The organism is Synechococcus sp. WH 7805, from assembly GCF_000153285.1.
Classification (GTDB): Bacteria; Cyanobacteriota; Cyanobacteriia; order PCC-6307; family Cyanobiaceae; genus Synechococcus_C.
Genome location: NZ_CH724168.1, coordinates 1,513,347 through 1,537,293 on the forward strand (window position 1 = coordinate 1,513,347; position 23,947 = coordinate 1,537,293).

The 23,947-nt window shown below is 58.4% G+C and carries 24 protein-coding genes; 9 read left to right on the forward strand and 15 right to left on the reverse strand.

Annotated elements, in window-relative coordinates; genetic code table 11:
* The first annotated feature begins 39 nt into the window (after positions 1-39).
* From egtB to WH7805_RS07970, 4 genes are read left to right on the forward strand one after another with little or no spacing between them, the layout of a single operon-like run.
* Entirely contained in the window at positions 40-1,236 is a 1,197-nt protein-coding gene (gene egtB / locus WH7805_RS07955; RefSeq protein ID WP_006042528.1) for an ergothioneine biosynthesis protein EgtB, read from the forward strand.
* On the forward strand, positions 1,233-2,204 hold the full coding sequence (egtD, locus tag WH7805_RS07960) for an L-histidine N(alpha)-methyltransferase (protein WP_038004550.1): 972 nt from the start codon (positions 1,233-1,235) through the stop codon (positions 2,202-2,204). Before egtB ends, egtD begins: the two co-directional genes overlap by 4 nt.
* A gap of 26 nt (positions 2,205-2,230) precedes the next feature.
* Positions 2,231-2,479 (forward strand): hercynine metabolism small protein, encoded by a 249-nt coding sequence (locus WH7805_RS07965; RefSeq protein WP_006042530.1) that lies wholly within the window; start codon positions 2,231-2,233, stop codon positions 2,477-2,479.
* A complete protein-coding gene (locus tag WH7805_RS07970) occupies positions 2,479-2,964 on the forward strand; it encodes a hercynine metabolism protein (RefSeq protein WP_006042531.1) in 486 nt (161 codons plus the stop codon). The genes WH7805_RS07965 and WH7805_RS07970 overlap by 1 nt, the downstream gene beginning before the upstream one ends.
* 24 nt (positions 2,965-2,988) lie before the next feature.
* On the opposite strand, the gene WH7805_RS07975 is transcribed toward WH7805_RS07970, so the two are convergent.
* From WH7805_RS07975 to WH7805_RS08005, 7 genes are all read right to left on the reverse strand, one after another.
* Positions 2,989-3,252, reverse strand: a complete 264-nt coding sequence (locus WH7805_RS07975) for a hypothetical protein (RefSeq protein WP_006042532.1) — start codon at positions 3,250-3,252, stop codon at positions 2,989-2,991.
* Between the two features lie 79 nt (positions 3,253-3,331).
* Positions 3,332-4,801 carry a lysine--tRNA ligase gene (gene lysS, locus WH7805_RS07980; protein ID WP_038005262.1) on the reverse strand — a complete coding sequence of 490 codons (1,470 nt, stop codon included), beginning with the start codon at positions 4,799-4,801 and terminating at the stop codon, positions 3,332-3,334.
* 54 nt (positions 4,802-4,855) lie between these two features.
* On the reverse strand, positions 4,856-5,665 hold the full coding sequence (gene rpaB / locus WH7805_RS07985; RefSeq protein WP_038005264.1) for a response regulator transcription factor RpaB: 810 nt from the start codon (positions 5,663-5,665) through the stop codon (positions 4,856-4,858).
* 135 nt (positions 5,666-5,800) lie between these two features.
* Positions 5,801-7,117, reverse strand: coding sequence for a sugar ABC transporter substrate-binding protein (locus WH7805_RS07990; RefSeq protein WP_006042535.1), 1,317 nt, complete (start codon positions 7,115-7,117; stop codon positions 5,801-5,803).
* Positions 7,114-7,617, reverse strand: coding sequence for a hypothetical protein (locus WH7805_RS07995; protein ID WP_006042536.1), 504 nt, complete (start codon positions 7,615-7,617; stop codon positions 7,114-7,116). Before WH7805_RS07995 ends, WH7805_RS07990 begins: the two co-directional genes overlap by 4 nt.
* Positions 7,618-7,620: 3 nt before the next feature.
* Positions 7,621-8,364, reverse strand: coding sequence for a rod shape-determining protein MreC (gene mreC, locus WH7805_RS08000; protein ID WP_038004551.1), 744 nt, complete (start codon positions 8,362-8,364; stop codon positions 7,621-7,623).
* 5 nt (positions 8,365-8,369) lie between these two features.
* A complete protein-coding gene (locus tag WH7805_RS08005; RefSeq protein WP_006042538.1) occupies positions 8,370-9,422 on the reverse strand; it encodes a rod shape-determining protein in 1,053 nt (350 codons plus the stop codon).
* A gap of 152 nt (positions 9,423-9,574) precedes the next feature.
* Between WH7805_RS08005 and WH7805_RS08010 the strand changes: the two genes are divergently transcribed.
* Positions 9,575-9,973: a single-stranded DNA-binding protein gene (locus WH7805_RS08010; protein ID WP_006042539.1), complete on the forward strand. Its 399-nt coding sequence runs from the start codon at positions 9,575-9,577 to the stop codon at positions 9,971-9,973.
* A gap of 8 nt (positions 9,974-9,981) precedes the next feature.
* On the opposite strand, the gene WH7805_RS08015 is transcribed toward WH7805_RS08010, so the two are convergent.
* Both WH7805_RS08015 and ahcY read right to left on the reverse strand, forming a co-directional pair.
* Complete coding sequence (locus WH7805_RS08015) at positions 9,982-10,641, reverse strand: DedA family protein (protein WP_006042540.1); 660 nt, start codon at positions 10,639-10,641, stop codon at positions 9,982-9,984.
* A gap of 60 nt (positions 10,642-10,701) precedes the next feature.
* Positions 10,702-12,132 carry an adenosylhomocysteinase gene (ahcY, locus tag WH7805_RS08020; protein WP_006042541.1) on the reverse strand — a complete coding sequence of 477 codons (1,431 nt, stop codon included), beginning with the start codon at positions 12,130-12,132 and terminating at the stop codon, positions 10,702-10,704.
* Between ahcY and tsaE the strand changes: the two genes are divergently transcribed.
* Entirely contained in the window at positions 12,131-12,676 is a 546-nt protein-coding gene (tsaE, locus tag WH7805_RS08025; protein WP_006042542.1) for a tRNA (adenosine(37)-N6)-threonylcarbamoyltransferase complex ATPase subunit type 1 TsaE, read from the forward strand. The two genes, ahcY and tsaE, sit on opposite strands and share 2 nt — an antisense overlap.
* A gap of 27 nt (positions 12,677-12,703) precedes the next feature.
* Positions 12,704-15,352, forward strand: a complete 2,649-nt coding sequence (locus WH7805_RS08030) for a 4Fe-4S binding protein (RefSeq protein WP_006042543.1) — start codon at positions 12,704-12,706, stop codon at positions 15,350-15,352.
* A 7-nt stretch (positions 15,353-15,359) separates the two neighbouring features.
* On the opposite strand, the gene WH7805_RS08035 is transcribed toward WH7805_RS08030, so the two are convergent.
* A complete protein-coding gene (locus WH7805_RS08035) occupies positions 15,360-16,814 on the reverse strand; it encodes a sodium:solute symporter family protein (RefSeq protein ID WP_006042544.1) in 1,455 nt (484 codons plus the stop codon).
* A 347-nt stretch (positions 16,815-17,161) separates the two neighbouring features.
* Positions 17,162-18,073 (reverse strand): hypothetical protein, encoded by a 912-nt coding sequence (locus WH7805_RS08040; protein WP_006042546.1) that lies wholly within the window; start codon positions 18,071-18,073, stop codon positions 17,162-17,164.
* 177 nt (positions 18,074-18,250) lie between these two features.
* Here WH7805_RS08040 and WH7805_RS08045 point away from each other — a divergent pair, with 177 nt between their 5' ends.
* Positions 18,251-19,243: a hypothetical protein gene (locus tag WH7805_RS08045; RefSeq protein WP_006042547.1), complete on the forward strand. Its 993-nt coding sequence runs from the start codon at positions 18,251-18,253 to the stop codon at positions 19,241-19,243.
* Between the two features lie 10 nt (positions 19,244-19,253).
* On the opposite strand, the gene WH7805_RS13875 is transcribed toward WH7805_RS08045, so the two are convergent.
* Positions 19,254-20,273 carry a glycosyltransferase family 2 protein gene (locus WH7805_RS13875; protein ID WP_198005744.1) on the reverse strand — a complete coding sequence of 340 codons (1,020 nt, stop codon included), beginning with the start codon at positions 20,271-20,273 and terminating at the stop codon, positions 19,254-19,256.
* A 293-nt stretch (positions 20,274-20,566) separates the two neighbouring features.
* Here WH7805_RS13875 and WH7805_RS08060 point away from each other — a divergent pair, with 293 nt between their 5' ends.
* Entirely contained in the window at positions 20,567-21,514 is a 948-nt protein-coding gene (locus WH7805_RS08060) for a carbohydrate kinase family protein (RefSeq protein ID WP_006042549.1), read from the forward strand.
* Here the strand turns inward: WH7805_RS08060 and WH7805_RS14415 are convergent.
* Genes WH7805_RS14415 through mutT form a run of 3 tightly spaced genes read right to left on the reverse strand, consistent with a single transcriptional unit; the run spans position 21,495 to position 23,909 of the window.
* A complete protein-coding gene (locus tag WH7805_RS14415) occupies positions 21,495-21,674 on the reverse strand; it encodes a hypothetical protein (protein WP_156783651.1) in 180 nt (59 codons plus the stop codon). The genes WH7805_RS08060 and WH7805_RS14415 overlap by 20 nt on opposite strands.
* A gap of 12 nt (positions 21,675-21,686) precedes the next feature.
* Entirely contained in the window at positions 21,687-22,715 is a 1,029-nt protein-coding gene (locus WH7805_RS08065; RefSeq protein ID WP_038005267.1) for a carbohydrate kinase, read from the reverse strand.
* Positions 22,716-22,751: 36 nt separating this feature from the next.
* A complete protein-coding gene (gene mutT, locus WH7805_RS08070; protein ID WP_006042552.1) occupies positions 22,752-23,909 on the reverse strand; it encodes an 8-oxo-dGTP diphosphatase MutT in 1,158 nt (385 codons plus the stop codon).
* Positions 23,910-23,947 lie beyond the last annotated feature (38 nt).

Here is a 23,947-nt window from a genome sequence, read left to right on the forward strand (position 1 = left end):
GTGTAGCCCCTAGGGTCACCGCCAGTGCGCCCACCCGCTATGGCCTCCGGCACGCTTCTGAACCGGTTGATGGCCGTGCGGCATGCCAGTGAAGCCCTGATCGAACCGCTGGACACTGAAGATCTCAACCTTCAGGGGATGGCCGATGCCAGCCCCCCAAAATGGCATCTGGCCCACACCACCTGGTTCTTCGAAACCTTTGTGCTGCGGCCCCACCAGCCGAGCTATGAACCGGCCGATGCCCGCTGGAGTTACCTGTTCAATTCCTATTACGAAGCCGTCGGTCCGCGCCAACCACGTCCCCAGCGGGGCCTGTTGAGTCGTCCGCCGATGCGGGAGGTGAGCCGATGGCGGAGCCGGGTCAACGCGGCTCTCGAACGCCTGCTGGAGAGCTGCGACGACGCGCCCTGGATGGACCTGGTGGAACTGGGACTGCAGCACGAGCAACAGCATCAGGAGCTGATGCTGATGGATCTGCTCGACGGCTTCAGCCGCCAACCCCTCGAACCGGCTTATCGAAGGGACTGGCAGGAGCCCGCATTAATCCACACCGATGACGTCAGCCCCACCTGGCTGGCCTGCACAGGCGGCCTGGTGGAGGTGGGGCATGCAGGAGCCAGCTTTCACTTCGACAACGAAACGCCCAGACACAAGGTGTGGCTGGAACCGTTCCAGATCGCCGATCGCCTCGTGACCAACGGCGACTACCGGCAGTTCATCGACGCTGGTGGCTACGACCGCCCCGAGCTCTGGATGAGCGAAGGCTGGACGGAATGCTGCCATCGTGGCTGGAGGGCACCCCGCTACTGGCGGGGGGATCCCACCGGCGAGGGTCCCTGGCACTGGGAGTTCACCCTTGGAGGACGCTGTGCCCTGGCAGAGCACAGGCCAGTACGTCATCTCAGCTGGTTTGAAGCAGATGCCTACGCCCGCTGGGCCGGGGCTCGCCTGCCCAGCGAGGCGGAATGGGAACGAGCCAGCCACACCCATGGCGAGCAGCTGCAGCAAAGCCACGGTGAGCTCTGGCAATGGACGTCGAGTCCTTACCGCCCCTACCCGGGATTCCAGGCGGCCAGCGGTGCCGTAGGCGAATACAACGGCAAGTTCATGACCTCCCAATTCGTATTGCGGGGCAGCAGTCAACTCACACCCAGGGGCCATTCCCGCGACACTTACCGGAACTTCTTTCCCCCAGCCAGTCGCTGGATGGCGGCAGGTCTGCGCCTGGCTCGATGACCACGCTCACGCCCTCGAGACCAGAGCTGATCGACCTACATCCACCGGCGGCGGACATGCTCCGGATGGTGCGGCACGGCCTGCGACAGGAGCCACGCCAGCTCCCAGCCTGGTTCCTCTACGACACGGAGGGGTCGCGGCTGTTTGATCAGATCTGCGAGCAGCCCGAGTACAGCCTCACGCGCACGGAAATTGGGCTGCTGGAGCGCTCGGCGGCAGCGATCGCCGCCGCCCTGGGAGACGGGGTGATCGTGGAGTTCGGCGCTGGCAGTGCCCGCAAGGTCGGCCCCCTGCTCAACGCCCTCCAACCTTCCGCCTACGTCGCCCTCGACATCAGCGCCGCCCATCTCCGCCAGGCCACAGCCGCACTGCAGAGCCGCTATCCAGGCGTGCCCATGCTGGGCATCTGCTGCGATCACAGCGAACTGAAAGCCCTGCCGGAGCATCCTCTGCTGCAGGACCAGCGCCGCATTGGCTTTTTTCCGGGCAGTTCCCTGGGAAACTTCACCCGCCTGGAGGCTGTTGCGCTGCTGCGGCGTTTCCGGCAGCTTCTTGATGGCGGGCCCCTGCTCCTGGGCCTGGATCAGCCCAAGACACCCGCACGGCTCGAGGCGGCCTACGACGATGCCGCCGGCGTGTCCGCCGCCTTCGCCCGCAACCTGCTGCATCGGCTGAACACGGAGCTGGGGGCCACATTCGACCCGGAGTCTTTCCGCTACGAAGCGCTTTGGCAGGCTGCTGAGCACCGGGTACGCATGGCCCTCGTGAGCCGGGAGCCTCAGTCGGTGTCGATCGCCGGTGAATGCTGGGGTTTCGCTGCCGAGCAACCGCTGGTCACCGAATACAGCGTGAAATACACCCCGGCCATGGCCCGCGCCCTGGCCGCGGAAGCGGGCTGGTGTTGGAGGCAGCGCTGGCACGACCCGGCCGACGATCTCTCCCTGCACTGGCTGGAAGCGGCAAACTGAGCCCAGAAACCGAGCGAGGCACCGCCATGAGTCGAGAAGAGCAACGGCGCACGGTGCGACTGCAGCGGGAATCGCTGATGGAGGAGCTGGAGACGGTGTACCGGCAAGCCTTCGAGCGCCTCAGTGAGCTGGAGCTCGGGGACGGGTCGGTGGCCCGACTCACCCAGCTGCTGCTGCGCTCGCGGGATGGGGCGATCACCCCCCTGCAGGAAGAGATTGAAGCGCCCCTGATCACCCGTGCACCGGATGAGATCGTCGACGAGGCTGTGGACTGATGGCTCCGACCTGGCTGGATCAACTGGAACGCAACCTGGAGGATCGGCTCAATGCCTTTCTTCAGGCGAACCCGGATCAGGATCGCTTGCTGCGCGAGCAGCATCTCCAAGACCGCCAGCATGACCTGAACCGTCGCCGGGATCAGATGCAGAGTCAGGCCAAAGACCTGCGCCGGCAGCTGTTATCCCTGGCGGAACAAGTCCAGGCCTGGGGTGTACGCAGCCGCAAGGCTGACGCCGCCGGGGAAAAGGAACTGGCGGTTCGAGCTGAACGCCACGTGCAGACGTTGATGGAGCAGGGCCGGGCTCTCTGGAGTGAACTGGAGACACTCGGACGCGATTTTCAAGGCCTGGATCAGCAGATCAGCGATCTGCGCCGGCAGGCCACAAGTGAATCCACAGGACGCAGCCTTGATGAAGACTGGGCCCTTTTCGAAGCCAGACAGGAGCTGGAAGAGCTCCGGCAACGCCAAGGTCTCAACTGACCGCCGCCTCGAGCGCTTCCTTAATCAGGCCTTGGGAGCAGGAGGCTCCAGGCTCACATTTTCCGGCGGAGGGGTGGGATCGGGATCGGCGATCAGCATGTGCTGGAGCACAATCTCAGGGCGCTCACTGTCGCGCCAGCGAATCCGATAGGCGGGCATCTTGGTGCCCCGGCTGGTGGTCTGCTCCACAGGCTCCATCACCCAGCCGCGGCGGGAACGGCCTTGGGGATTGCGCTTGACCACCGCATCGGCGTGCTTGAAGCGGAAACCTACGCGCTCACCACTCATTGGAAAGGGACCATGCCACTGTTGACCATTATCCACCCCGAGGGTGCCCAAACGCTCGCCCGGTGGTCCAGCTTGATACTCACCCCTCCGGACGCAGCAGCGGGAAGGCGATCACATCACGGATGGAGGGACTGTCAGTGAGAAGCATCACCAGGCGATCGATGCCGATGCCAAGGCCTCCTGTGGGAGGCATGCCCACTTCCAGCGCCTGCAGAAAGTCCTCATCCACCCCCTGGGCTTCCTCATCGCCGGCCGCCCGGCGGGCCTGCTGAGCCTCCAGGCGCCCGCGCTGGTCGACCGGATCAATCAACTCGCTGAAAGCATTGGCCGTCTCCCGTCCAACAATGAACAACTCGAAACGCTCCACCAGGCCGGGCTTGCTGCGGTGTTTGCGGGCCAGAGGTGAAATCTCCTCGGGATAATCGAGCACGAACGTGGGCTGGGTCAGGTTGGCTTCCACGGCATGCTCAAACGCTTCATTGAGCAGACGACCTACGGAATCGGCCTTCTCTGGAACGGGAAGCCCCTTGGCCGCCATGGCCTCAGCCGCCGCCTCACGATCGGAGAAGGTCGTGAAGTCGAGGCCTGTGGCCTCTTCCACCAACTCATGCATCGTCGCCCGGCGCCAGGGCGGGGTGAGATCGATCTCCGTGCCTTGATAGGCGAGCCGCGTGCTGCCACAAACCTGCTGGCAAATCGACGCAATCATCGACTCGGTGAGGTCGATCATTCCCAGGTAATCGGTATAAGCCTGATACACCTCCACCGAGGTGAACTCAGGGTTGTGGCGGGTGCTCATCCCCTCGTTGCGGAAGATACGACCCAGCTCGTACACCCGCTCAAAACCGCCCACCACCAAGCGCTTCAGATGCAACTCGGTGGCGATGCGCAGGTAAAGCGGCAGATCCAGTGTGTTGTGGTGGGTGATGAACGGGCGCGCATCAGCTCCACCCGCCTCCGCCTGCAACACGGGCGTTTCAATCTCCAGGAACTCGCGCTCGTCGAGCCAGCGCCGGATCGCACTCACGGTCAACGCCCGGCGACGGAAGGTCTCACGCGACTGGGGCGTGACGATCAAATCCAGATAGCGCTGGCGGTAACGCTTCTCCACGTCCGCCAGACCATGCCACTTATCCGGCAGGGGCTGCAGGGACTTGGTGAGCATGGTCCACTCCGCCACCTTCACCGACAACTCCCCCCTGTCGGTGCGGCGCAACGTGCCACGCACGCCGATCAGATCGCCGGCGTCGACAAGAGACGTGATCTGAGCAAAGGCCTCACCGAGCGCCGCCTTCTCCAGAAACAGCTGGATCGTGCCGGTTTCGTCGGCAAGGGTGAAGAAAGCAAGCTTGCCCATCACCCTCCGGGTCATCACCCGACCGGCAACAGCCACAGCGCAATCCTTCTCCTCTCCCTTGGGCAAATCGGCATGATCGGTCTGCAGCCGAGCCATCCGGTCGGTGGGGTCAAAGGTGAGGGCGTAGGGCTCCCGGCCCTGGTCGCGCAGGGCAGACACCTTCTCAAGGCGGGTCTCACGCAGATCAGACACGGAGCAGAATGCAGTCGGCGCCATCCTGCCGGTCGACGGGACCCAGGTCGATAATCAGCCTGCGACTGCTACCGGTGCGTTATCACCCATCCGTTGGGATGAGTAACCAATTCCACGCACAGTGAGAATTAGCTCAGGATTGCGGGGGTCGGGCTCGAGTTTGCCCCGAAGGCGAGCCACATACACATCAACAACGCGCAGGTCGGCGGATCGGCGGGGAGGGTAACCCCAGAGTTGTTCCAGAATTTCAGCACGGGGAACCACCCGCCCTGGCTCACGGAACAGCAGTTCCAGCAGGCTGAATTCGGTATAAGTCAGCGCAATACGCTCGCTGCCTCGGGTGACTTGCCGGCGATTGGTGTCCACGACAAGCTCTCCGACCCTCACAACGCCTTGACCAGTCGGTAGTTCTCTCGGCTCTGCACTTGCCGAGCCGCGGCCTACACGACGAAGGATGGTCGCGATCCTCGCTTCTAGCTCTTTTGGACTGAAGGGCTTAGGTAAGTAATCATCAGCACCGAGGTCAAGGCCGGCCACCCGCTCTGAGATGGCTTCGAGGGCCGAAAGGAAAATGATTGGCACACAGGATTCAGCCCGCAAACGGCGGCACACGGCGAAACCGTCAAGCTTTGGAAGCATCACATCGAGCACTACCAAATCGGGAGACTCCCGATGGAAGAGTTCAAGTGCCTCTTCACCATCCTCTGCGCAGACCACGCGATAACCAGCCAACTGGAGACGCATCACCAAGACGCGACGAACAGCAGGCTCGTCATCCACCACCAACAGGGTTGCTTTGTCTGCTGCCGGTCCGCTGTTGACGGGGCCCTGGCCACTTAAAAGCTGGGATGGCCCGTCTGACATCAAATGGTCAATGAAGAAACGCAACCCTACCGTTCAACCTGAACGGATTGAGGCCAAACCCTCTCCCCAAATCCAGCCTTTGGGTTCTTTTAAGAATCTGACGACACAGGGCGCTCCCTATCAGTGGGTCGCGGATCAAGGCCAGCGGGAGCTGGCGTAGCGATTCCATTGTTGCTCCGCTTCCAGCAAAGCCTGCTCACTGCTGATCTGAGCAAGCATGGCCCTCTGCAGCTGCGTGTAGATGATGCTCTGCAGCCGTTTGATACCTGGCGTGGCCGGCACCAACACCCGTGCGCGTTTCAGGGTGTCGGCGGACAGCAAACGGGCTTCACGGATCTGTGCCTCGTCCGCACTGGCCGGTTGCTCGGACTTCAGCTCAGCTCGCACCTGCTCAAGAGCCTTCAGAGACGAGGGCAGCACTCGCGCTTCCTTCGCGAAACGGGCCTGGTTGGGGCCATTGGTGAGGAACAGAGCTAGCTCCACAGCCTCCTTTGCCTGGTCGCTCTGGCGCGGCACCGCCAGGGTCATCAACGCCACATTGGCCGTTCCATCGGCACCGGTGAGCGGCGGTTGAGGCAGGGTGACCGCCGCCACCCCAGGAGCATTGGTCTGGATGCTGCGCAGAAACTCAGCACCACTGGCCAGCAGCGCCAACTCCCCGCTCTGATACAGCTCGATCGCCCGTCGCTGCCCTTGGCTCACCACTTCCCTCGGCAGCAGGCCTTCCCGGTAGAGATCCGTCCAGAACGCAAAAGCCTTGCGGCCGGCCGGGGTGTTGAAGGCCGCACGCTGGCGATCATCGAGCAGGGTCACACCCATCTGCACCATCGACTCCAAGAGCTCAGCGGAGTCATCCGGCACCACGGTCACAAACAGCCCATAACGCCCAGTCCGCTCGCGGATCGCCCTGGCATAGGCGGGTATTTCCTCCCAGCGCCGGGGTGCTTGGTCCAGGCCTGCTTCGCGCAGCAGGTCGCGGTTCACCAGGCTCAGACGCACCGTGAGGTACCAGGGGATTGCGATCTGTCCGGCCTCTGGATCCCGAGCCGCATCCCAGACCGACGGCAAGTAGCGCTCTGCCGCACCATCGGGCAACAGCGGCGTGAGATCCGCAAGCCCTCCCTTACTGGCCAGATTGGCGGCAAAGGGGGGGTTCAAATTCACCACATCCGGGGCCGTGCGCGCGAACACTGCTGCCAGCAGCTTGCGTTCCACCGATCCCCAAGGCAGATCGGTCCACCGCACCGGTGCTTCAGGGTGGCGCGTGTCCCAGGCCTTGATGACCGAGGTCATATATGGATTGAATTTGGGTGCCAGCTGCAGGGTCCAGAGCTGAAGCGTCCCCTCCGGTGCCGCCGGCCTTCGGCATCCCCAGCCGAGCGTCGCCACACCGGCGAGAGCCAGGCCCACCAGCCATTGCCGCGTCCGCCGTCGTCGTTGCTTGAAGGTCATGCAGGTGCGCGGCGTCGCCAGAGGAGCAGTTGCCAGGATCCGACCATCGGCGCCAACAGTCCAGTGATCAGGGCTTGGGCCAGGGTGGTGTGCAGGGCCCAGGCCTGAAGCAGCACGTCGGCCGATTCCAGCATCAGCAGCTGCAACCAGAGGCTTAACCCCAGCACCAGGGTGCCGATCCAAGCCAGCAATCCGATGTTGAGACTGCGCTGGATCGGCTGACCGCGTCGCCCGAGGCGGCCCCACCACCATCCCATCAGCACCAATGCAGGAATCTGGCTGCTATCCCCCAAGCTGAGGCCATCGAGCACCAGACCGAGCGCAGCACCTGCAATCCCACCGGACACTGGGCCATCCACAAGCGCCCAAGGCAGCAACCAGAGCATCGCCCAGCTGGGCCCTACCCCATCCAACACCAACCAGGAGGGAGCCACCAGCTGGAACAGGGGAACCAGGAGGGCGGAGGCCACACAGATCGGTTGACGGTGCAATCGAGCCATAAATCAACGCACCTGCACCTGCACCCAGTCGATGGCATCGGGAGGAGCAATCAACTGCACCAGGGCGGTCGGAGCGGGAACGCCGCGCAGGTTGATGGACTGCACGACGGCCACCGGCAGATTTGGGGGGAGCAGGGTGCTGGCCGGGGATGTGCTCACGAGATCACCAGGCCGCACCTGCACCTCTTTGTCCAGAAACTGCAGCTGTGGGCGTGCCGTGCCAAGGCCTGCCAGCAGACCGTGCTGACGGGTTCTCGGCAACCAGACGCCGATGCGGCTCCCCGGTGCCGTTAGCAAGCGCACCCGACTGGTGGCCGGGGTCACGCTCTGAACGCGGCCGACCAATCCACCGGGGCCAATCACCGCATCATCCTTAGCGATGCCGTTGAAGGACCCTTTACCGAGCTCCAGTTGCTGCCACCAGCCCGATGGCGTGCGTGAAATCACAGCCGCCTGCACCCGATCGCCCGAGGACAACCGGTCGAGCTCCAGCAGGCCGCGCAGCCGTGCATTGTCCTGTTCCAGCAACTGAAGGCGGGACGTAGCGTCTTGACGGACGGCCGACTCAATCCACTCCCGCTGCGCTGAGCCAGGCCAGAAAGGCCGGCTGAGCAGAGCAAAGGCGTCAGCGAACCCGGCGCCCTTGCTCAGCCGCACCAGGCCGAGAACCACAAGAAGGATGAACCAGGGCCAGAGCCGGCGAAAAGAGCGCAATCGAGACCCCTGAGGCCTCTGGGACAACCCCATGACGGTCAGACGGCAGCCGCTGCTCTCACGAATTCAGGGGTATCCAACACGCGCTGCAGACGTTTGTAATCCTCGAGCACCTGCCCGCACCCCTTCACCACGCAGAGCAGAGGGTCTTCGGCGATGTGGGTAAAGATGCCGGTCTCATGGCTGATCAGGTCACTGATGCCACGCACAAGTGCTCCGCCTCCGGCCAGCATGATGCCGCGATCCACAATGTCGGCTGCGAGCTCCGGAGGGGTGCGCTCAAGTGTGCGCTTGACGGCTTCCACAATCACATTCAAAGGCTCGGCAATGGCCTCGCGCAGATCACCGGCCTGCAACTGAAGGGTGCGGGGAAGCCCGGAGAGAAGATGCAGACCACGCACATCCATCACGGTCTGATCGAACTCGTTGTCAGGGAAGGCCGAACCGATCCGAATTTTGATGTCTTCAGCAGTGCGTTCACCCACCACCAGATTGTGCACTTTTTTGAGATAAACACCGATGGAATCGCTGATTTCATCACCAGCCACCCGCACCGACTCGCTCAGCACCGTGCCGCCAAGACTGAGAACGGCAACCTCGGTCGTGCCACCGCCGATATCCACAATCATGGTGCCAACGGGCTCGGTGACCGGCAGTCCGGCACCGATGGCAGCCGCCACTGGCTCGTCAATCAGATGCACTTCCCGAGCACCGGCGAGACCAGCCTCCCGGACGGCGCGGCGCTCAACCCCGGTCACACCGCTGGGGATGCCGACCACGAGCCGAGGGGCCACGATGCCGCGCCCCTCATTGCCCTTCTGAATGAAGGTTTTGAGCATCTGCTCAGCGGCGTCAAAGTCGGCGATCACGCCATCGCGAAGCGGACGCACAGCTCGAATGTTGCCTGGGGTGCGCCCCAGCATCAACTTGGCTTCATCGCCCACGGCGAGCGTTGCACCCCGCTCGAGATCCAGCGCTACCACCGATGGTTCCTGGAGCACGATGCCTTTGCCTGAAACGTAAATCAGGGTGTTGGCTGTGCCGAGGTCGATACCGATGTCGCGGGACAGTTGGAAGCGACGGAAGAGCACTGGCTGAGACATCGTTCGAAGAATCATAGGGGCAGTTTCCAGGCCCATCTGTTACATCAACCGATGAAGGTGGAACTCCTTGAAGGCAGCCACGACAACCGTCAGTTCTGACAGCCGTGGCGCATCATTGACCCACTAACAGGAGAGATTCAATGGGAGTCAATTCCGTGACCCTGGTCGGCCGTGCCGGCCGCGACCCCGAAGTCCGTTATTTCGAATCGGGCAGCATGGTCGCCAACCTCAGCATCGCGGTGAATCGCCGCAGTCGTGATGACGAACCCGACTGGTTCAACCTGGAGATCTGGGGCAAGCAAGCCCAGGTGGCCGCCGACTACGTGAAGAAAGGGTCCCTCCTGGGGATCATCGGCAGCTTCAAGCTCGACCGCTGGACCGACCGCAACAGCGGAGAGGAACGCAGCAAACCCGTGGTGCGAGTGGATCGGCTTGAGCTGCTCGGCTCCAAGCGTGACAGCGAATCGGGCGCTGGAGCCTTCGGTGGTGGGAACAGCTTCGGTGGTGGCAGCGCTAGCGACGAGGACGTTCCCTTCTGAGGCGCGGTTCAGTCGGCGGCGTTGCGCCGCCGCCAGACCCTCAGGCCCAGCCAGATGCCACCGGCGATCACCGCGATCACCAGCAGCACTTTGATCACCTTGCTGACGGGATCAATCCACAGCTCAACATTGCTGTACCCCTCTCCCAAAACCATGCCGGCAATGGTGAGCAGCAAGGTCCAGATCAGGCTCCCTGCTGTGGTCCAGATCAGAAAGGGCGTGATCGGCATTAGTTCAATTCCTGCCGGAACTGAAATCAGTGTGCGAATGCCTGGAACCAAGCGACCCCAGAACACGAGTGCTGTGCCGTAACGGCTGAACCAGCGTCGGCTGCGGGCCAGTTCTTCCGGGCTGATGCCGATCCAGCGGCCATGGCGCCCGAGCCATTGCTCGATGCGCTCCTCATTGATCAGCCTGCCAATGCCGTACCAAGGCAGTGCACCGATCACGGTGCCCAGAAGCCCGGCAAGCACCACGGGAATGAACTGCAGCTGGCCCTGCTGCACATAGAACCCCCCGAGGGGCATGATCAATTCGGAGGGAATGGGCGGAAACAGGTTCTCGAGGAACATGGCCGCAAAGATCGCTCCATACCCAGCCAAGGGATTGGCGGCAACGGCCTGACCGATCCATTCCGGAAGCTGGGTGACGAATTCAGAAAGCCCCATGGAGCCTGCGCAAGCTCGCGCAAGTCTTCCATGGGGCACGCGGGCAACCGAGCAGAAGGATCAGTAGCGGTAGTGGTCGGGCTTGTAGGGACCCTCCACAGGCACATTGATGTAATCGGCCTGATCCTTACTCAGCTCGGTGAGCTTGGCGCCGATGCGATCAAGGTGCAGACGGGCCACCATCTCATCGAGGTGCTTGGGCAGCACATACACCTCCTTGCCGTACTCATTGCCCTTGGTGAACAGCTCAATCTGAGCCAGCACCTGGTTGGTGAAGGAATTGCTCATCACGAAGCTGGGGTGACCGGTGGCGCAGCCGAGATTCACCAGACGGCCTTCGGCCAACAGGATGATCCGGTTGCCGCTGGGCAGCGTGATGTGATCCACCTGGGGCTTGATGTTCTCCCACTCGTACTCCTTGAGGGAAGCGACATCGATCTCATTATCGAAGTGGCCGATATTGCAGACGATGGCTTCGTCCTTCATCTTCTTGAGGTGCTCATTGCGGATCACCTGGTAATTGCCGGTGGCAGTCACGAAGATGTCCATGTCCCCGACCACGTCCTCGAGACGGACCACGCGGTAGCCCTCCATGGCCGCCTGCAGGGCACAGATCGGATCCACTTCAGCGATGCACACAGTGGCGCCAAGACCGCGCAGGGACTGGGCTGAACCCTTACCCACATCGCCGTAGCCCATCACCAGGGCCTGCTTACCGGCCACCATCACATCGGTCGCCCGCTTGATGCTGTCCACCAGCGACTCGCGACAGCCATAGAGGTTGTCGAACTTGCTCTTGGTGACCGAGTCGTTGACGTTGATGGCAGGAAAGGGCAGCTCACCGCTCTTCTGCATCTTGTAAAGACGGGCCACACCTGTGGTGGTCTCCTCGGTCACGCCCTGAATCTGAGCCTTGGTGCGGCTATAGAAGCTGGGGTCCTGGGCCAGCTTCTTCTTGATCGAGGCGAACAGGAACGTTTCTTCCTCGTTACCAGGGTTATCGAGCACGGTGATGTCCTGCTCGGCCTTGCTGCCCAGCATCACCAGCCCGGTGGCATCGCCGCCGTCATCCAGAATCATGTTGGGTGAGCCACCGTCGCTCCACTCGAGGATGCGGTGGGTGTAATCCCAGTACTCCTCCAGGGTCTCGCCCTTGACGGCGAACACCGGGATATCTCGGGCAGCCATGGCGGCCGCCGCATGATCCTGGGTGGAGAAGATGTTGCAGGAGGCCCAGCGCACCTCGGCGCCGAGCTCCACCAGGGTCTCGATCAGACAGGCCGTCTGGATGGTCATATGCAAGGAGCCGGCGATGCGGGCGCCCTTCAAGGGTTTCTCCTTGCCGTACTTCTCACGCAAGGCCATCAGACCAGGCATCTCGGTCTCAGCGATGTCCAGCTCTTTGCGGCCGAACTCCGCCTGATTGATGTCCGCGATAACGAAATCCGCGCCGAGCTTCAGTTCCGTCGCGGTTGTGGGCGCTGCCACCATGAGTTGTTGCTCCCTGGGAAACGTGGAGGTGAATCTCTGCAGAGACGCCGAGGCTTCGGGCTCGCTCGATTTGGACTTTACACAGAGTGTTTGGGACCTTGAGACCCTTGAGACGACGCAACGGCTTGGACAGCACTTGGTCAAGCATTTGCCCAGGGGAAGCATCTTGCTTTTGCAGGGCCAACTGGGAGCGGGCAAAACCTCTCTGGTGCAAGGCCTTGCGAAGGCCTGTGGCATCACTGAACCAATCACCAGTCCAACCTTTGCCTTAGCCCAGCACTACCAAGACGGGAATCCGCCCCTCATCCATCTGGATCTCTACCGACTGGAAGCTCCAGGGTCAGCCGATGAGCTGTTTCTGCAAGAAGAAGAAGAAGCCCGCGCGATAGGAGCCCTGATGGCGGTGGAATGGCCGGAACGCCTCAATCTTTCCCTTCCTGAAGCCTGGCGCTTGGACATCACCTATGCACCGAGCGGCGGACGCAGCGCCAAATTGCATCACCCGACGTTGCCCATGGATGCTGAATCAAAGAACAGCATCTAGACCGACAGCAGGAGTTGTCCAAAAAATATGCCCCCTGAAGCTCTTGATGAAAAGCGCGTTCATGGTCTGCGCTGGTTGTTACTGGCTGGATGGCTGGGTTTGCTGTTGATGATGGTGCTTCCCACTGGCTATGTGGCACGCCCTGCGATTTGCAGCGACCTCAGCATCTGCAGCGACAGCGTTGCCAATGACATTTTCTGGAATATCGGCCTGCCTGCCGTGTTGCTCTGCGTGGTGTTCAGCCACGCCCTTTGGCGTCGACTTTGCCCACTGTCCTTCGTCTCTCAGCTGGCCAAAGCCCTTGGGATTCAGCGCACCGTCACCGATCAGCGCGGCAAAAAAAGGCTGGTCTTCGTTGACGAATCATCTTGGCTTGGCCGCCATCACATCCAGTTGCAGTGGAGCCTGCTGATCGCCGGTCTGAGCATGCGCATCCTCATCGCCAACAGCAATGGCATCGTCCTTGCCGTGATGAGCGGAGCTGTGCTTCTCGGTGCCCTCGTCACTGGATGGGCTTATGCAGGTAAGTCGTGGTGCCAATACATCTGCCCCTTTGGAGTGGCACAGCAGGTGATTACCGGTCCTCGAAGCCTGCCCGGCCGCGATGCCCATCTCAACCCAACATCACGAACGACACAATCGATGTGCCGTACAAAGGCAGACAACGTGGGGCAGGCCGATGCCAGCGCCTGTGTGGCTTGCATCAAACCATGCATGGACATTGACTCTGAGCGTCATTACTGGGCCAATCTCCAAAGGAAACGAGGCCTCAACTGGGCCTGGTATTCCTATCCAGGCTTGGTAATCAGCTTCTTTCTAATCATCGAAAGCTATGCGCCAACAGACCCATCAATCAGTTATCTCGACTACTTAAAAAGTCACCTTTATTCCTACGACAACCGTCTGGCCTCAATGGCATGGGAGTCGATTCTTCCGGATGGCTGGCCCACAGTTCCGAGGCTGATCGCCGTTCCGATCATTATTTCGGCCGCTGCCTTGATCTCCCGGCTCCTGTTTCAGCAGATCCAACAGTGGCAGGAAAACTACTTCCTGCATAACGATCTTCCAGATGCCAAAACAACCGCAATTCATCGAACCCGATTGCTGAGCACCGTCATCGCGGTGAATAGCTATTTCCTATTCAAGGGAAGTCCGTTGCCGTTGACCGGACCACGGGGACATGCGGTCTTCAAGCTGGGAGTCATGGCGATCATGGCCATGTGGCTCTACCGGGGTTGGAACCGAAATCAGCAGCTTTATGAACGCGAAAGCACAAGTACAAGCCTGCGCAAGCAATTGACGAAACTTGGCGATCAGCTCTCCGAGTGGCTCGGAGGGCGTCGTCTCGACGATCTAACTCCCTCTGAAGTGTTCACCTTGGCGAAGGCACTGCCTGCTAACGCCAAAAGCGACAGACGAGCCATCTACAGCAACGTGTTGAAAGAACAGCTGGAGCAGGGGCGCCTGGATCGCCGCACCGCCTTCGTAAAACTCGAGGAACTCCGACTAAGTCTTGGTCTTAGCCAAGACGAACACCGCGCGGCCATTGAAGTGCTGGAGGCAGAAAATCCAAGGCTGCAGCAACTCAGCGCAATGGATCTTGCAGGCCTGAAGCTCCGCCGCAGTGCCGCCGTGGAAGAAATTGAACATCTGCTTCGCATCAGCCACTGCAGAACGATCACACCCGACTTGATCCCAGAGGCTGTCAGTCAAGAACTCGAGCGCATCCGAATCGAAAGCGGCCTCGACAACGAGAGCTGGCAGGAAACGATCCTTGAGTTCTCCCCCGACTCAATCCGTAGTGAACGAGAGCTGGATCAGCTTTACCAAGCCATTGAGGGCCATCTCAGCGAACGCTGGGTTCTTCGCCAAACAACGAAGAACAGTCCCTTTTTACTTCCGTTGCTCCTCAGCATTGACAACCACATTGCGAGGCTGATGCCACCCTTGGTCGAGCTTCAGCAACGCTTCCTCAATGCCAAGTCTCTGGAGTGGCCCAAAGAGGATCAACTCAACCTGCTGGCCTCGATCCCAGACACCGTCTACACCTTCCTCAGCAGTGAAGACAACACGACCCTTGCACTCAGTCATTGGTTAAAACAACGACCACAAGCCACTCTCAATTTTCAAAACCTTCCCTCGCCTGAAGGAGTGCTCGAAAGCGTTGCCAAGTCATCGTTTGATCCCTCAACGCGGCGTTGGGCCACCGCAGTTCGCCTTGGACAAACTCCCGACGAGAATGAGGAACTGACCCGATTGGCGAAACGACCAGCGGGACAAAAACTCCTGAGTCTTCTGGAGCCAAGAACACTGAGCAGACTGCCCTCACTCAGTTCGATTCAGGCCTGGAAACAAGGCGAAGAAATCACACTTTCAGAAGACGGCGTCTTTATTTTGCTCAGCGGTGGTTGTGAACTCAATAACCAGACAGTGCTTTTAGCACCAACAACCAACGACTCACCCCTGAGATTTCTCGGATTGCTGGATTACCTAGGTGGTTCAGGTACAAGTGGTGGCCGTGACAACATTCACGCCTGTGAGCTTGGCCTTGTGGCCTTAACCTTTCACGGCTCAGACTTTCGAGAACTGCTTGATGTCGCCCCTGTGCTTGAGGCTGAACTGACCCGACAACTGGCCTGGGCCTGCAGTCCTAAAAAAACGCTTCAACTTCACTAAGATCCGATCAGATTTCAGCAGAACTTACAGAGCGGGTGATTATGTAATCCACTCCTAAAATCATGCATGCCACAACAAGTGCTGGGATTAGAGGAAGGAAACCTCCTTGTATCGATTCAGGAATTAAGCCTGTTGCAAGCCCCAACAGAATCAATTCCCCCGAAATCACCGACGCGATGGCAGCGAAGGTGGACCATCGCAAGCCATAAACAGCACCCACAAGCATCGGGAACAGCACTGCGAGACCTGAAAAGGCATGGGTGGCCAGCGACAGAATCGCCTCCGGCGGACGCAGGGCGATCGCCAGACCAGCAACAGCAAGGGCAATCACCACAAGCTGGCCGACACGCACCTGCTCCTGCAATGAAGCTTGCGAACGCCAATACCTTTTGTATAGGTCGCGCGTGAGCATCGATGAGAGTGCCAACAACTGCGAGTCCAGGGTGGACATAAACGCAGCCAAGGCGCCCACCATCACCAGTCCTGTCAACCACTCCGGACTGTAACGACCCAACATCAAGGGCATGATCTGATCGGATGCGCGACCCACAAGATCAGGGAAAGCAAGATGCCCCCACATCCCGATCATCACAGGACAAATGAACAACACTCCCGCCACGACGGGGTAAAGCACCATCGATTGCTTCAGCGAGCGGTCATCGCCAGCAGCAAAAAAACGCATCTGCATCTGCGGAAACATCGGCACACACAAAGGCCAAAGCAGCAGGTAGCTCACCATCACGCGGGACCTCAAAAAATCATTGCGTCCAGCAGCGCTAAACAGATCAGGAAGCTTTTGCAAAAGCGTGCGATTTGCAGCTTGAACTCCACCCACACCGTTGGAAATTGCCACAAAAGCCATGAGCATCAGTGAAAACATCAAGACGCCTTGAAGCACATCAGTCCGCGCTACAGCTCGCATTCCACCGCCCACGACATAGAGCACAATCACGACCGTCAGCAGCACGGCTCCCACTTCGAAAGGCACGACGCCACCAGTAAGACTCTCCAGCAAATAACCGGCACCCAGTGGTTGGAGAGCTAGATAGGGAAGGGTGAACAACACCATCACCACAAGCACCAACAGGCGTACTCCCTCCCCCGGCAAGAGATGGCCAATCAATTCGGAAGGAGTAATCAGGCCATGTTGAGCGCTGAGTTTCCGGAGCCGACAGCCAAGACTGCCAAAGCTCAAAGCCGCGAAACTTGTCCCAAAAGCCATCATTGGGTAATACGCGATCCCGATGCGATACCCCGCGCCGGCAAAACCAAGAAAAAAGAACGCACTGAAATTCGTGGCGATCAGCGTAAAAAACAACACGCCAGCACGCAGACGGCGATCGGCCAAAAAATAGGAGTCGGCGCTGTTGGTTTGGCCTCCAAGACTCTGAGCACCAAGCCAGAGCAATGCAAGGAGATACACAGCAAGAGCGATCAGCGCGGAGATCAGGGTGATGCTCATGGGCGGACGATCCAGGCAGTGATCATGGTGGGTACTGCCGGCAGAACGATGAACATCAGCACCGAAGCCGGCACGCCGGCCCAAAACAGCACAGTTGATAGTAATCAATTGTCTTCCTCCGAGACAGCTTCAGAGTGCACATCTTGCAGTTATTGATCAATTTTTCGCCGACAGCGGCAGGCCTGGATACAACAAGGGCGTTTTTATGCACAGGCATGATTGATTGACTCAATACCTAAGCCATCAAGATCATCCGTTTATTGCTTCCCCACCAAGGCTATTCACGTCATACTGACAGCCATTGCACCTCACTTATTGCGCAGCGATGATCCATTAATTTTGCAGTATTACTGCGAAAGTTGTGGCCTTTCATTTTCATTGATCTCAACCGAATCATCGAGCTTGGACCACTTGGAACAGTAGCCTCGAAAGGACGGATGTCCGTGCTCGATCCAGAGAAAATCACGATCCTTCCAAGCCGGTTTCAACACCAAATACCGACGCAAAACCGTCAACGTTGCCGCTGTTTCCAGTGGGCCAATAAATCCATGCACAGGTTGCTCCTGCGTTGCCAATTGTTTTGCTTGCGCTCCACTGATGCAAAAGAGTCCCGAATGTGGGTTATCAGGTTGATCAAAAATGACGTCTCGACCCTTGTACGTCCCTTGGGCAGCATTGCATTTCGGTATATAAAATCGCTCGATAAACTCTTTTTTTAATGGTCCATCTACGAGTAGTCGTTGCCCATTTCCATTGGGAACCCATTCTGTGCGGTGCGGCATTAGCACGGCTCTATGTTCGCTTTCTTCGATGAACCAGATTTGCTTATCCAAAAATTCGCTATCGCGAATGATCAGATCATCTTCCATGTACAGGCAGAGGTCATAGGCATGTCCGTTCTCAACGAGATGATCACGCGCTTTCAGGGGTAGATGGCGACTATTGTCAAGCTCGAACGTATGCACGCTGATGCTCTCTTTGAACATGTTCAGGACAGGGCTGATCATATTGATCCCGTCCGTAAACACATGAATCTCGAGCGTAACCTCACGACGTTTAAACAACGAGCCAGTACTCTGTAGTCCCTTGGCACGGATATTTAAGATCAAGTCGTCTGCATTCTTTCGCATCGCAAGCAAGCTGCTGAGGCATTGGATTAGTGCAATGCTTCGTGCTTGCCGCTGGCCCCGTCGATCTGACCCATAGGTTGCTTGGTCGGCTTCTTTGAAGTAATGCGGAAGAGCGATAAGAACATTCATAAATTAATAATTAAAAAACAATTCTCAGCTGCTTTTTAACTCCAATAGTCAAGTATAGCGCTGGTCATATGCCATGTTGTCAACAACCATTCTTTAATATTAGCTGAGATTGCCTCAATTCACAAAAGGAACCATCTTGCTATTGTGCGCTAAGGCATGAATCGTAGTAACCCAACAATGAAGCCACTTGTCGTATTTTTATTAACCGAATACCCACAGCTCTCTCAAACCTACAAAGAGAATGAAGCCAGAGCACTCATGCCATATTGTGAGGTCAAAATCATAAGTCTTGCTAGTCACGACACTCCCTACCAAGATCACCTGCCATTTGAGCATGCGAAAAGCAAACAAGAAGCATTACGAATATGTCAAAAACTAAAACCACATATCATTCATAGCCACTACTTGCACCTTACCCACCTCGCACACAAAGCCGCTTTATTGTGTGGCTGCAAATACACCATAAGAACACACTCATTTGACGTAATCGGGAAACACGTCGACTACCTATCACAGTACAAAGACGCTATCAATTCAGACCGATGCTGTGGAATTATTTGCTTCCCATTTCTGAAAAAAAATTTCGTGGACGCCGGGATAAAAAGCCATAAAATATTTACCTCGTACCCGGTTGTCGATGTCAAACGATTTGCCAATAGAGGCGACAATGGACAAGGTATTCTGAATGTGGGCGCAGCCATACCCAAGAAGAATATGCAAGAATTCTTCTTCATCGCCGACAAAAATCCAGGGATAACTTTCAATCTCTACGCAATAGGATATAACGTTGAAGAATTAAAACAACAGAATAATTCAATCCATAACAGAGTTAATATCAAAAAATGCGTTGAGCCCTGGCTGATGGCAAGGGAGTACAAACAACATCATTGGCTTTTGTATACAGCATGCCCTTATCTCAAAAATGTTGGCTGGCCCATGGCCATTGCGGAAGCGCAAGCTTCCGGACTTGGAATCCTAATGCGCAACATTCGACCAGACCTGAAGGACTATATTGGCGGTGCTGGCTTTCTTTACAATACTCCCGACGAAGCAAGCAAAATTTTGCGAAATAAATATCCGGAAGACATGCGCGAAGAGGGATTCAAGCTCGCTGAAAGGTCTAGCCTCAACACACATTTGCAATTGCTGCAAACAATATGGTCGCAATAGATAGCAACCACTAATTATTGATTAAAAGTCGGGCTTCGACCAAAGTATCAGGCCCTTGATAAACACACGTTCGACGATCACCCGTCAAACAATAATCAGGAAATTTCTGTAGAGCCAAATGTATTAATTTGTACTCCATAGAATTCCGATAATATTGAGACTGCTGAATAGCGTCCACAATTTTGTGTATAAAGCCAGGAAAAAACTTGAAATGCACTAAAGCCAATCCTTGTGGAATGTAGGGAGGACGGGTCGCCTCATGTTTCATAATTCTTTTCACACCTTGACCGTGCTTCAGCAAAGGCACTTTCCACATTTTAGGTGGCTGATAGCGATAGCCCGCCGATACAATTTGCTCAAAATGCTCTGGATACTGGCTTTGAACTTTTTCAAAGAGTCTTTGCCTAATCCCTGCGTAGATAGGTTTTGGACTTTGCTGATCAGGAGACCATTCATAGTAGGGACCACAGTCGAAATATTGACATGCAGAAAAAGGATCGACACTAGAATCCAAATGATCCAATTGAGCTAAAGTTTCCGAATAAAACTCAATCATTGGGGCACCAACATGAACAACACCCAATCCATCGAGATGGTGGCAATAGTGATCTAATGTTGAAAACCGACTAGGGAGCACTGCAAACTCATCAACATCAACAGATAGTGCCCATTTTTTAGAAAAAAGCTTTTCGGTAAGCATGTCATTCAGCAAATGATGCCAACGGAAAAGCGCTCCATTGGAGTATTTTCCCATGACAGTCCCAAAGGACATTTTTGAGGTGAACGCCGTTACATCTGGCTGATTAATGACGTATTGATAGAGGTCCTCACTTGGACGATCTAAATAAAATATGAATCGTGAGGCCCCTAATTTTCGGTAATGCTTCAAAAAGTGGGGCACGAAATAAGGTTCATTTCCCACCACCGAAAATACTTTGCAGTCTTCTCCCTTCAAGGACTTCAACGTGCCACAGAGCAGTTCAATGGGAACTTGTCCCCGTGGGGTGGTGACGGTGAATGCGTATGGCACGTCCAAGTCCAATCAGGAGCGATCATGCTCGGGCCTGAAGGAACCGTCCACAGGCACGTTGATGTCATCGGCCGGATTGATGTCCGCGATGGCATAACCATGAGTTGAAACGTCCTGAGAAACGTGGAGGTGAAACTTTGCGTAGTCTCCGAAATTTCAGGCTTGCGTGAAGCGAACGAGGGCGCGTGTCCCGCTCAAACAGGGCAACACAGCATTTCGTTTTGCCAGCAGCCCAGCAGCTGATGCAAGTGGACAAGGTGTCAGGATCCACCGTGCCGTGATCAACCCCGCCCGTGGATTGCCTCTGCCTCGGCCTGCTGTGTGCTGATTTGGTCTGTCATCCCGTTCCGGCGTTGCCCAACCAGGGGCAGTTGATGGAAACCGAACGCATGGAGCTCAGCTTGGGAGGCTGCGCCGCCAACACCGCCTTCGATCTGGCCAAGCTGGGGGTGAGGACCGGGATCAGCGGCTGCGTCGGCAACGACGTGCTGGCTGACTTCATCGTTCAAACCCTGAATGCTGCAGGGGTGGACACGCGCGGTGTGGTGCGCTCGAACGAGGTGGCCACCGCCTCCACCGCGGTGATCAACGTGACCGATCAGGACCGGCGCTTCATCTCCTATGCCGGAGCCAACACAGCGATGACCGCCGCATTGATCCCAGACGAACTGCTGGAATCGGTCTCCGTGCTCTACATCGGCGGATTTCTGATGCTGGATGGCCTCGAAAGCGAAGCCATGCTCCAGCGCCTGGCCCAGGCAAGGAAAGCAGGAACCCGCATTCTTCTCGATGTGGTGCAGGTGGGCGATGCCGATGCCATGGAGCGCCTGCAACGGTTTCTTCCTTTCACCGATGTGTTTCTTCCCAATAACGACGAAGCCGCCCTGCTCACAGGCTTCAGCAATCCCTGGGAGCAAGCCGAAGCCTTCCGCTCCGCCGGCGCACGAACCGTTGTGATCACCGAAGGAGATCGGGGCGCCCATCTGCTGAATGATCAGCTGAAGCTGCGTGCCGGTGCGTATGCCACCGATTTCCAGGGAGGCACCGGCGCCGGAGATGCCTTCGACGCCGGCTTCATCGCCGCTCTGCTTCAGGGCCATGATCTCCCCACCTGCCTGCGCTGGGGCAGCGCCCTCGGAGCCAGTTGTGTACGCAGCACATCAGCCACCGGCAGCGTGTTCAACCGGGAGGAAGCCCTGCAGTTCATGGGGAGCCACGCGATCACGGTTGAATCCTGCTGATCTGGCTGAACAACGGATTGAGCGCTGGATAAAGCTGCTGATAGACCACATGTCTGTCCTGCAAGCCCGTCTCCTCAGGTCCCGGCAACAGTGGTGCTGCGTAAGCCGTGGCATCCACCACCAGCCCTTTCGTGGAAGTGGTACCCCAGATCAATGCCAAGAACCGCCGTCGCTACACCTGCTCCAGAAACTCCAGCACCCGGGACGGCAGCGGCTGGGGATCAATGCCACCGGCACCGGTACAAACCAGAGCACCGCAGGCGGCGGCATAGCGCACAACCTCCTTCACCGCGGCATTATCCAGCTGATGGGATTGACCTGCCACCGGCGCCAGGCACACCAATTGATGCAGCAGGCCGGCGGTGAACGCATCACCCGCACCAGTGGTGTCCACCACTTGCGGCGGCGCCAGAACCGGCATCGAGCCGCACTGTCCGGCGATGCACCACTGCACGGGTTCACCACCATCAGTGACGACCACATCCGGGTGCCGAGGCAGGGCCGCACTGATCTGATCCGGCGTGTTGGTGTGGAACAGCCACTCGGCCTCTTCCCGGGCCAACTTGAGCAGATCGGCCTGCTGCACCAGGGGCTGCATCAGAGCGAGGGCCTGGGCATCGGGTCCAGCCGCGGGATCGGCGCCAGGGTCCCAGAAGGTGGGTCGCCAGTTCACATCGAGGGCCACCCGCACGCCATCCCGCTGCGCCTGAGCCAAAAGCGATCGCAACGCCGCCGCCGATGAAGCGCTGGCCAGTGGAATGGTGCCGATCAGCAGCCAGCGGGCTGCTTTCGCCAAAGACGACCAGTGCGGATCCAATACGGCCTGATCCAAAGCCTGGTCGGCGAAGCCGGCACCACGATCGCCTGCGAATCCTTGAAACACCCGTTCACCACTAGCGTCGCGTCGCACCAGCACCACCCGTGACGGCCGCTGATCGTCGTGCTGCAACCCGCGCAGATCCACCCCTCGATCATTCAATAACTCCAGAAAGCTGTCACCGATCGCATCACGACCCAACCGTCCGATGAAGGCCACAGGCGTCCCCAAACGAGCCAGGGCACAGGCCACATTGGCCGGAGCACCACCGAGGCGATCGTCGCAATCACTAGGCGCAGCGGTGTTCGGATCGCCCCCCAGAGGACCAAGCCGATCCACCAAGGCCTCTCCAACGCAAAGAACCTGAGGAGGCGAGCTCACCATCAAACATCCTGCAGATCTCTGCAGGATGGCCATGGCTCATGTTGCTGCCAATTCTTTGAAATGCCCATGCAGCGCCTCAATGATGCGGGCATTGGCTGCTGGGAAGGGGTACTTGCCGAGCTCTTCGGGCTTCACCCAGAGCACCTGCTGACTGGCCAGAGGCTGGGGCTCACCCGACACCCATCGGCAGAGATGCACGATGAAGCGCAACTTCTTATGGCTGTAGGCGTGGTCAACGGTGATCAACTCTTGATCCACCGCCACCTCAATGGCCAGCTCCTCCCGCAGCTCCCGGGCAATGGTGTCCGTAATGACCTCCTCAGGCTCTTGTTTCCCCCCAGGGAATTCCCAAAGCCCACCGAGCAAACCTTCGTTGAGGCGCTGATCAATCAGCACCTCCCCCGCCTGGTTGAGCACCACACCCACACCAATCACGGAGAACGGAAGGCTACGGGGAGCGTCGGTCACGGGATAAGCCTCAGAGGTGCCGGCAGCGTAAGCAGCGCAATGGTCACTCCAAGGACAGATCCCACAACTGGGATTGCGGGGCGTGCAAAGCGTTGCTCCCAGGTCCATCAAGGCCTGATTGCAGTCACGGGCGCGGCCGGGTGCAGCTGCAATCAACGCCTCACTCCAGAGCCAGAACTGCGCCTGAGCCCGCATCGGTGGCGTGGGATGGGCTTGCAGCCGAGCCAGCACACGCCGCACATTGCCATCCAGAATCGCCAGAGGAGTGTTGAAGGCCGACGAGAGGATGCCGCCAGCGGTGCTGCGGCCAATCCCAGGCAAGGCCAACCAACTGTCGAGTGCTCGCGGCCAACCACTGGGGTCAGCACCGCTTGCTCCCATCGCCACGAGCATCCCAGCGGCAGCGTTCAATCGTCGGGCTCGGGAGTAGTACCCCAGCCCCTGCCAGCACAGGAGCACATCCTGCTCATCCGCCTCGGCCAGAGTGTCGAGCTGAGGAAACCGCTCCATCCAGCGAGTCCAGTAGGGAAGCACCACCTGCAGCTGGGTCTGCTGCAGCATCACCTCAGCAACCAGAACGCCGTAGGGGTCGAGCGCATCATCAGGCTCTGGCCAGAGACCGTCGGCCTTGAACATCCAGGGCTTCTGGGCTGGGTCGCGACGGCCCTCGTTTTCCCACCAGGACAGAAGCGCCTGAGTTGAGGGCACGGCGATCTCAAGGGGCATCGGCAGCGACCTCTGAATCAGTCATCACAACAGCTGCA

Excerpts from the sequence above, each read along its gene's own strand:
- tsaE (WP_006042542.1), top strand. The coding sequence starts at position 12,131 with ATGAGTTGTTGCTCCCTGGGAAACGTGGAGGTGAATCTCTGCAGAGAC.
- egtD (WP_038004550.1), top strand. The coding sequence starts at position 1,233 with ATGACCACGCTCACGCCCTCGAGACCAGAGCTGATCGACCTACATCCA.
- WH7805_RS08040 (WP_006042546.1), bottom strand. The coding sequence starts at position 18,073 with ATGAATGTTCTTATCGCTCTTCCGCATTACTTCAAAGAAGCCGACCAA.
- WH7805_RS07965 (WP_006042530.1), top strand. The coding sequence starts at position 2,231 with ATGAGTCGAGAAGAGCAACGGCGCACGGTGCGACTGCAGCGGGAATCG.
- WH7805_RS08030 (WP_006042543.1), top strand. The coding sequence starts at position 12,704 with ATGCCCCCTGAAGCTCTTGATGAAAAGCGCGTTCATGGTCTGCGCTGG.
- WH7805_RS08065 (WP_038005267.1), bottom strand. The coding sequence starts at position 22,715 with ATGGTGAGCTCGCCTCCTCAGGTTCTTTGCGTTGGAGAGGCCTTGGTG.
- WH7805_RS08015 (WP_006042540.1), bottom strand. The coding sequence starts at position 10,641 with ATGGGGCTTTCTGAATTCGTCACCCAGCTTCCGGAATGGATCGGTCAG.
- WH7805_RS08045 (WP_006042547.1), top strand. The coding sequence starts at position 18,251 with ATGAAGCCACTTGTCGTATTTTTATTAACCGAATACCCACAGCTCTCT.
- mutT (WP_006042552.1), bottom strand. The coding sequence starts at position 23,909 with ATGCCCCTTGAGATCGCCGTGCCCTCAACTCAGGCGCTTCTGTCCTGG.
- mreC (WP_038004551.1), bottom strand. The coding sequence starts at position 8,364 with ATGGGGTTGTCCCAGAGGCCTCAGGGGTCTCGATTGCGCTCTTTTCGC.
- rpaB (WP_038005264.1), bottom strand. The coding sequence starts at position 5,665 with ATGTCAGACGGGCCATCCCAGCTTTTAAGTGGCCAGGGCCCCGTCAAC.
- WH7805_RS07990 (WP_006042535.1), bottom strand. The coding sequence starts at position 7,117 with ATGACCTTCAAGCAACGACGACGGCGGACGCGGCAATGGCTGGTGGGC.
- WH7805_RS07970 (WP_006042531.1), top strand. The coding sequence starts at position 2,479 with ATGGCTCCGACCTGGCTGGATCAACTGGAACGCAACCTGGAGGATCGG.
- WH7805_RS07975 (WP_006042532.1), bottom strand. The coding sequence starts at position 3,252 with ATGAGTGGTGAGCGCGTAGGTTTCCGCTTCAAGCACGCCGATGCGGTG.
- egtB (WP_006042528.1), top strand. The coding sequence starts at position 40 with ATGGCCTCCGGCACGCTTCTGAACCGGTTGATGGCCGTGCGGCATGCC.
- WH7805_RS07995 (WP_006042536.1), bottom strand. The coding sequence starts at position 7,617 with ATGGCTCGATTGCACCGTCAACCGATCTGTGTGGCCTCCGCCCTCCTG.
- ahcY (WP_006042541.1), bottom strand. The coding sequence starts at position 12,132 with ATGGTGGCAGCGCCCACAACCGCGACGGAACTGAAGCTCGGCGCGGAT.
- WH7805_RS08010 (WP_006042539.1), top strand. The coding sequence starts at position 9,575 with ATGGGAGTCAATTCCGTGACCCTGGTCGGCCGTGCCGGCCGCGACCCC.
- WH7805_RS08035 (WP_006042544.1), bottom strand. The coding sequence starts at position 16,814 with ATGAGCATCACCCTGATCTCCGCGCTGATCGCTCTTGCTGTGTATCTC.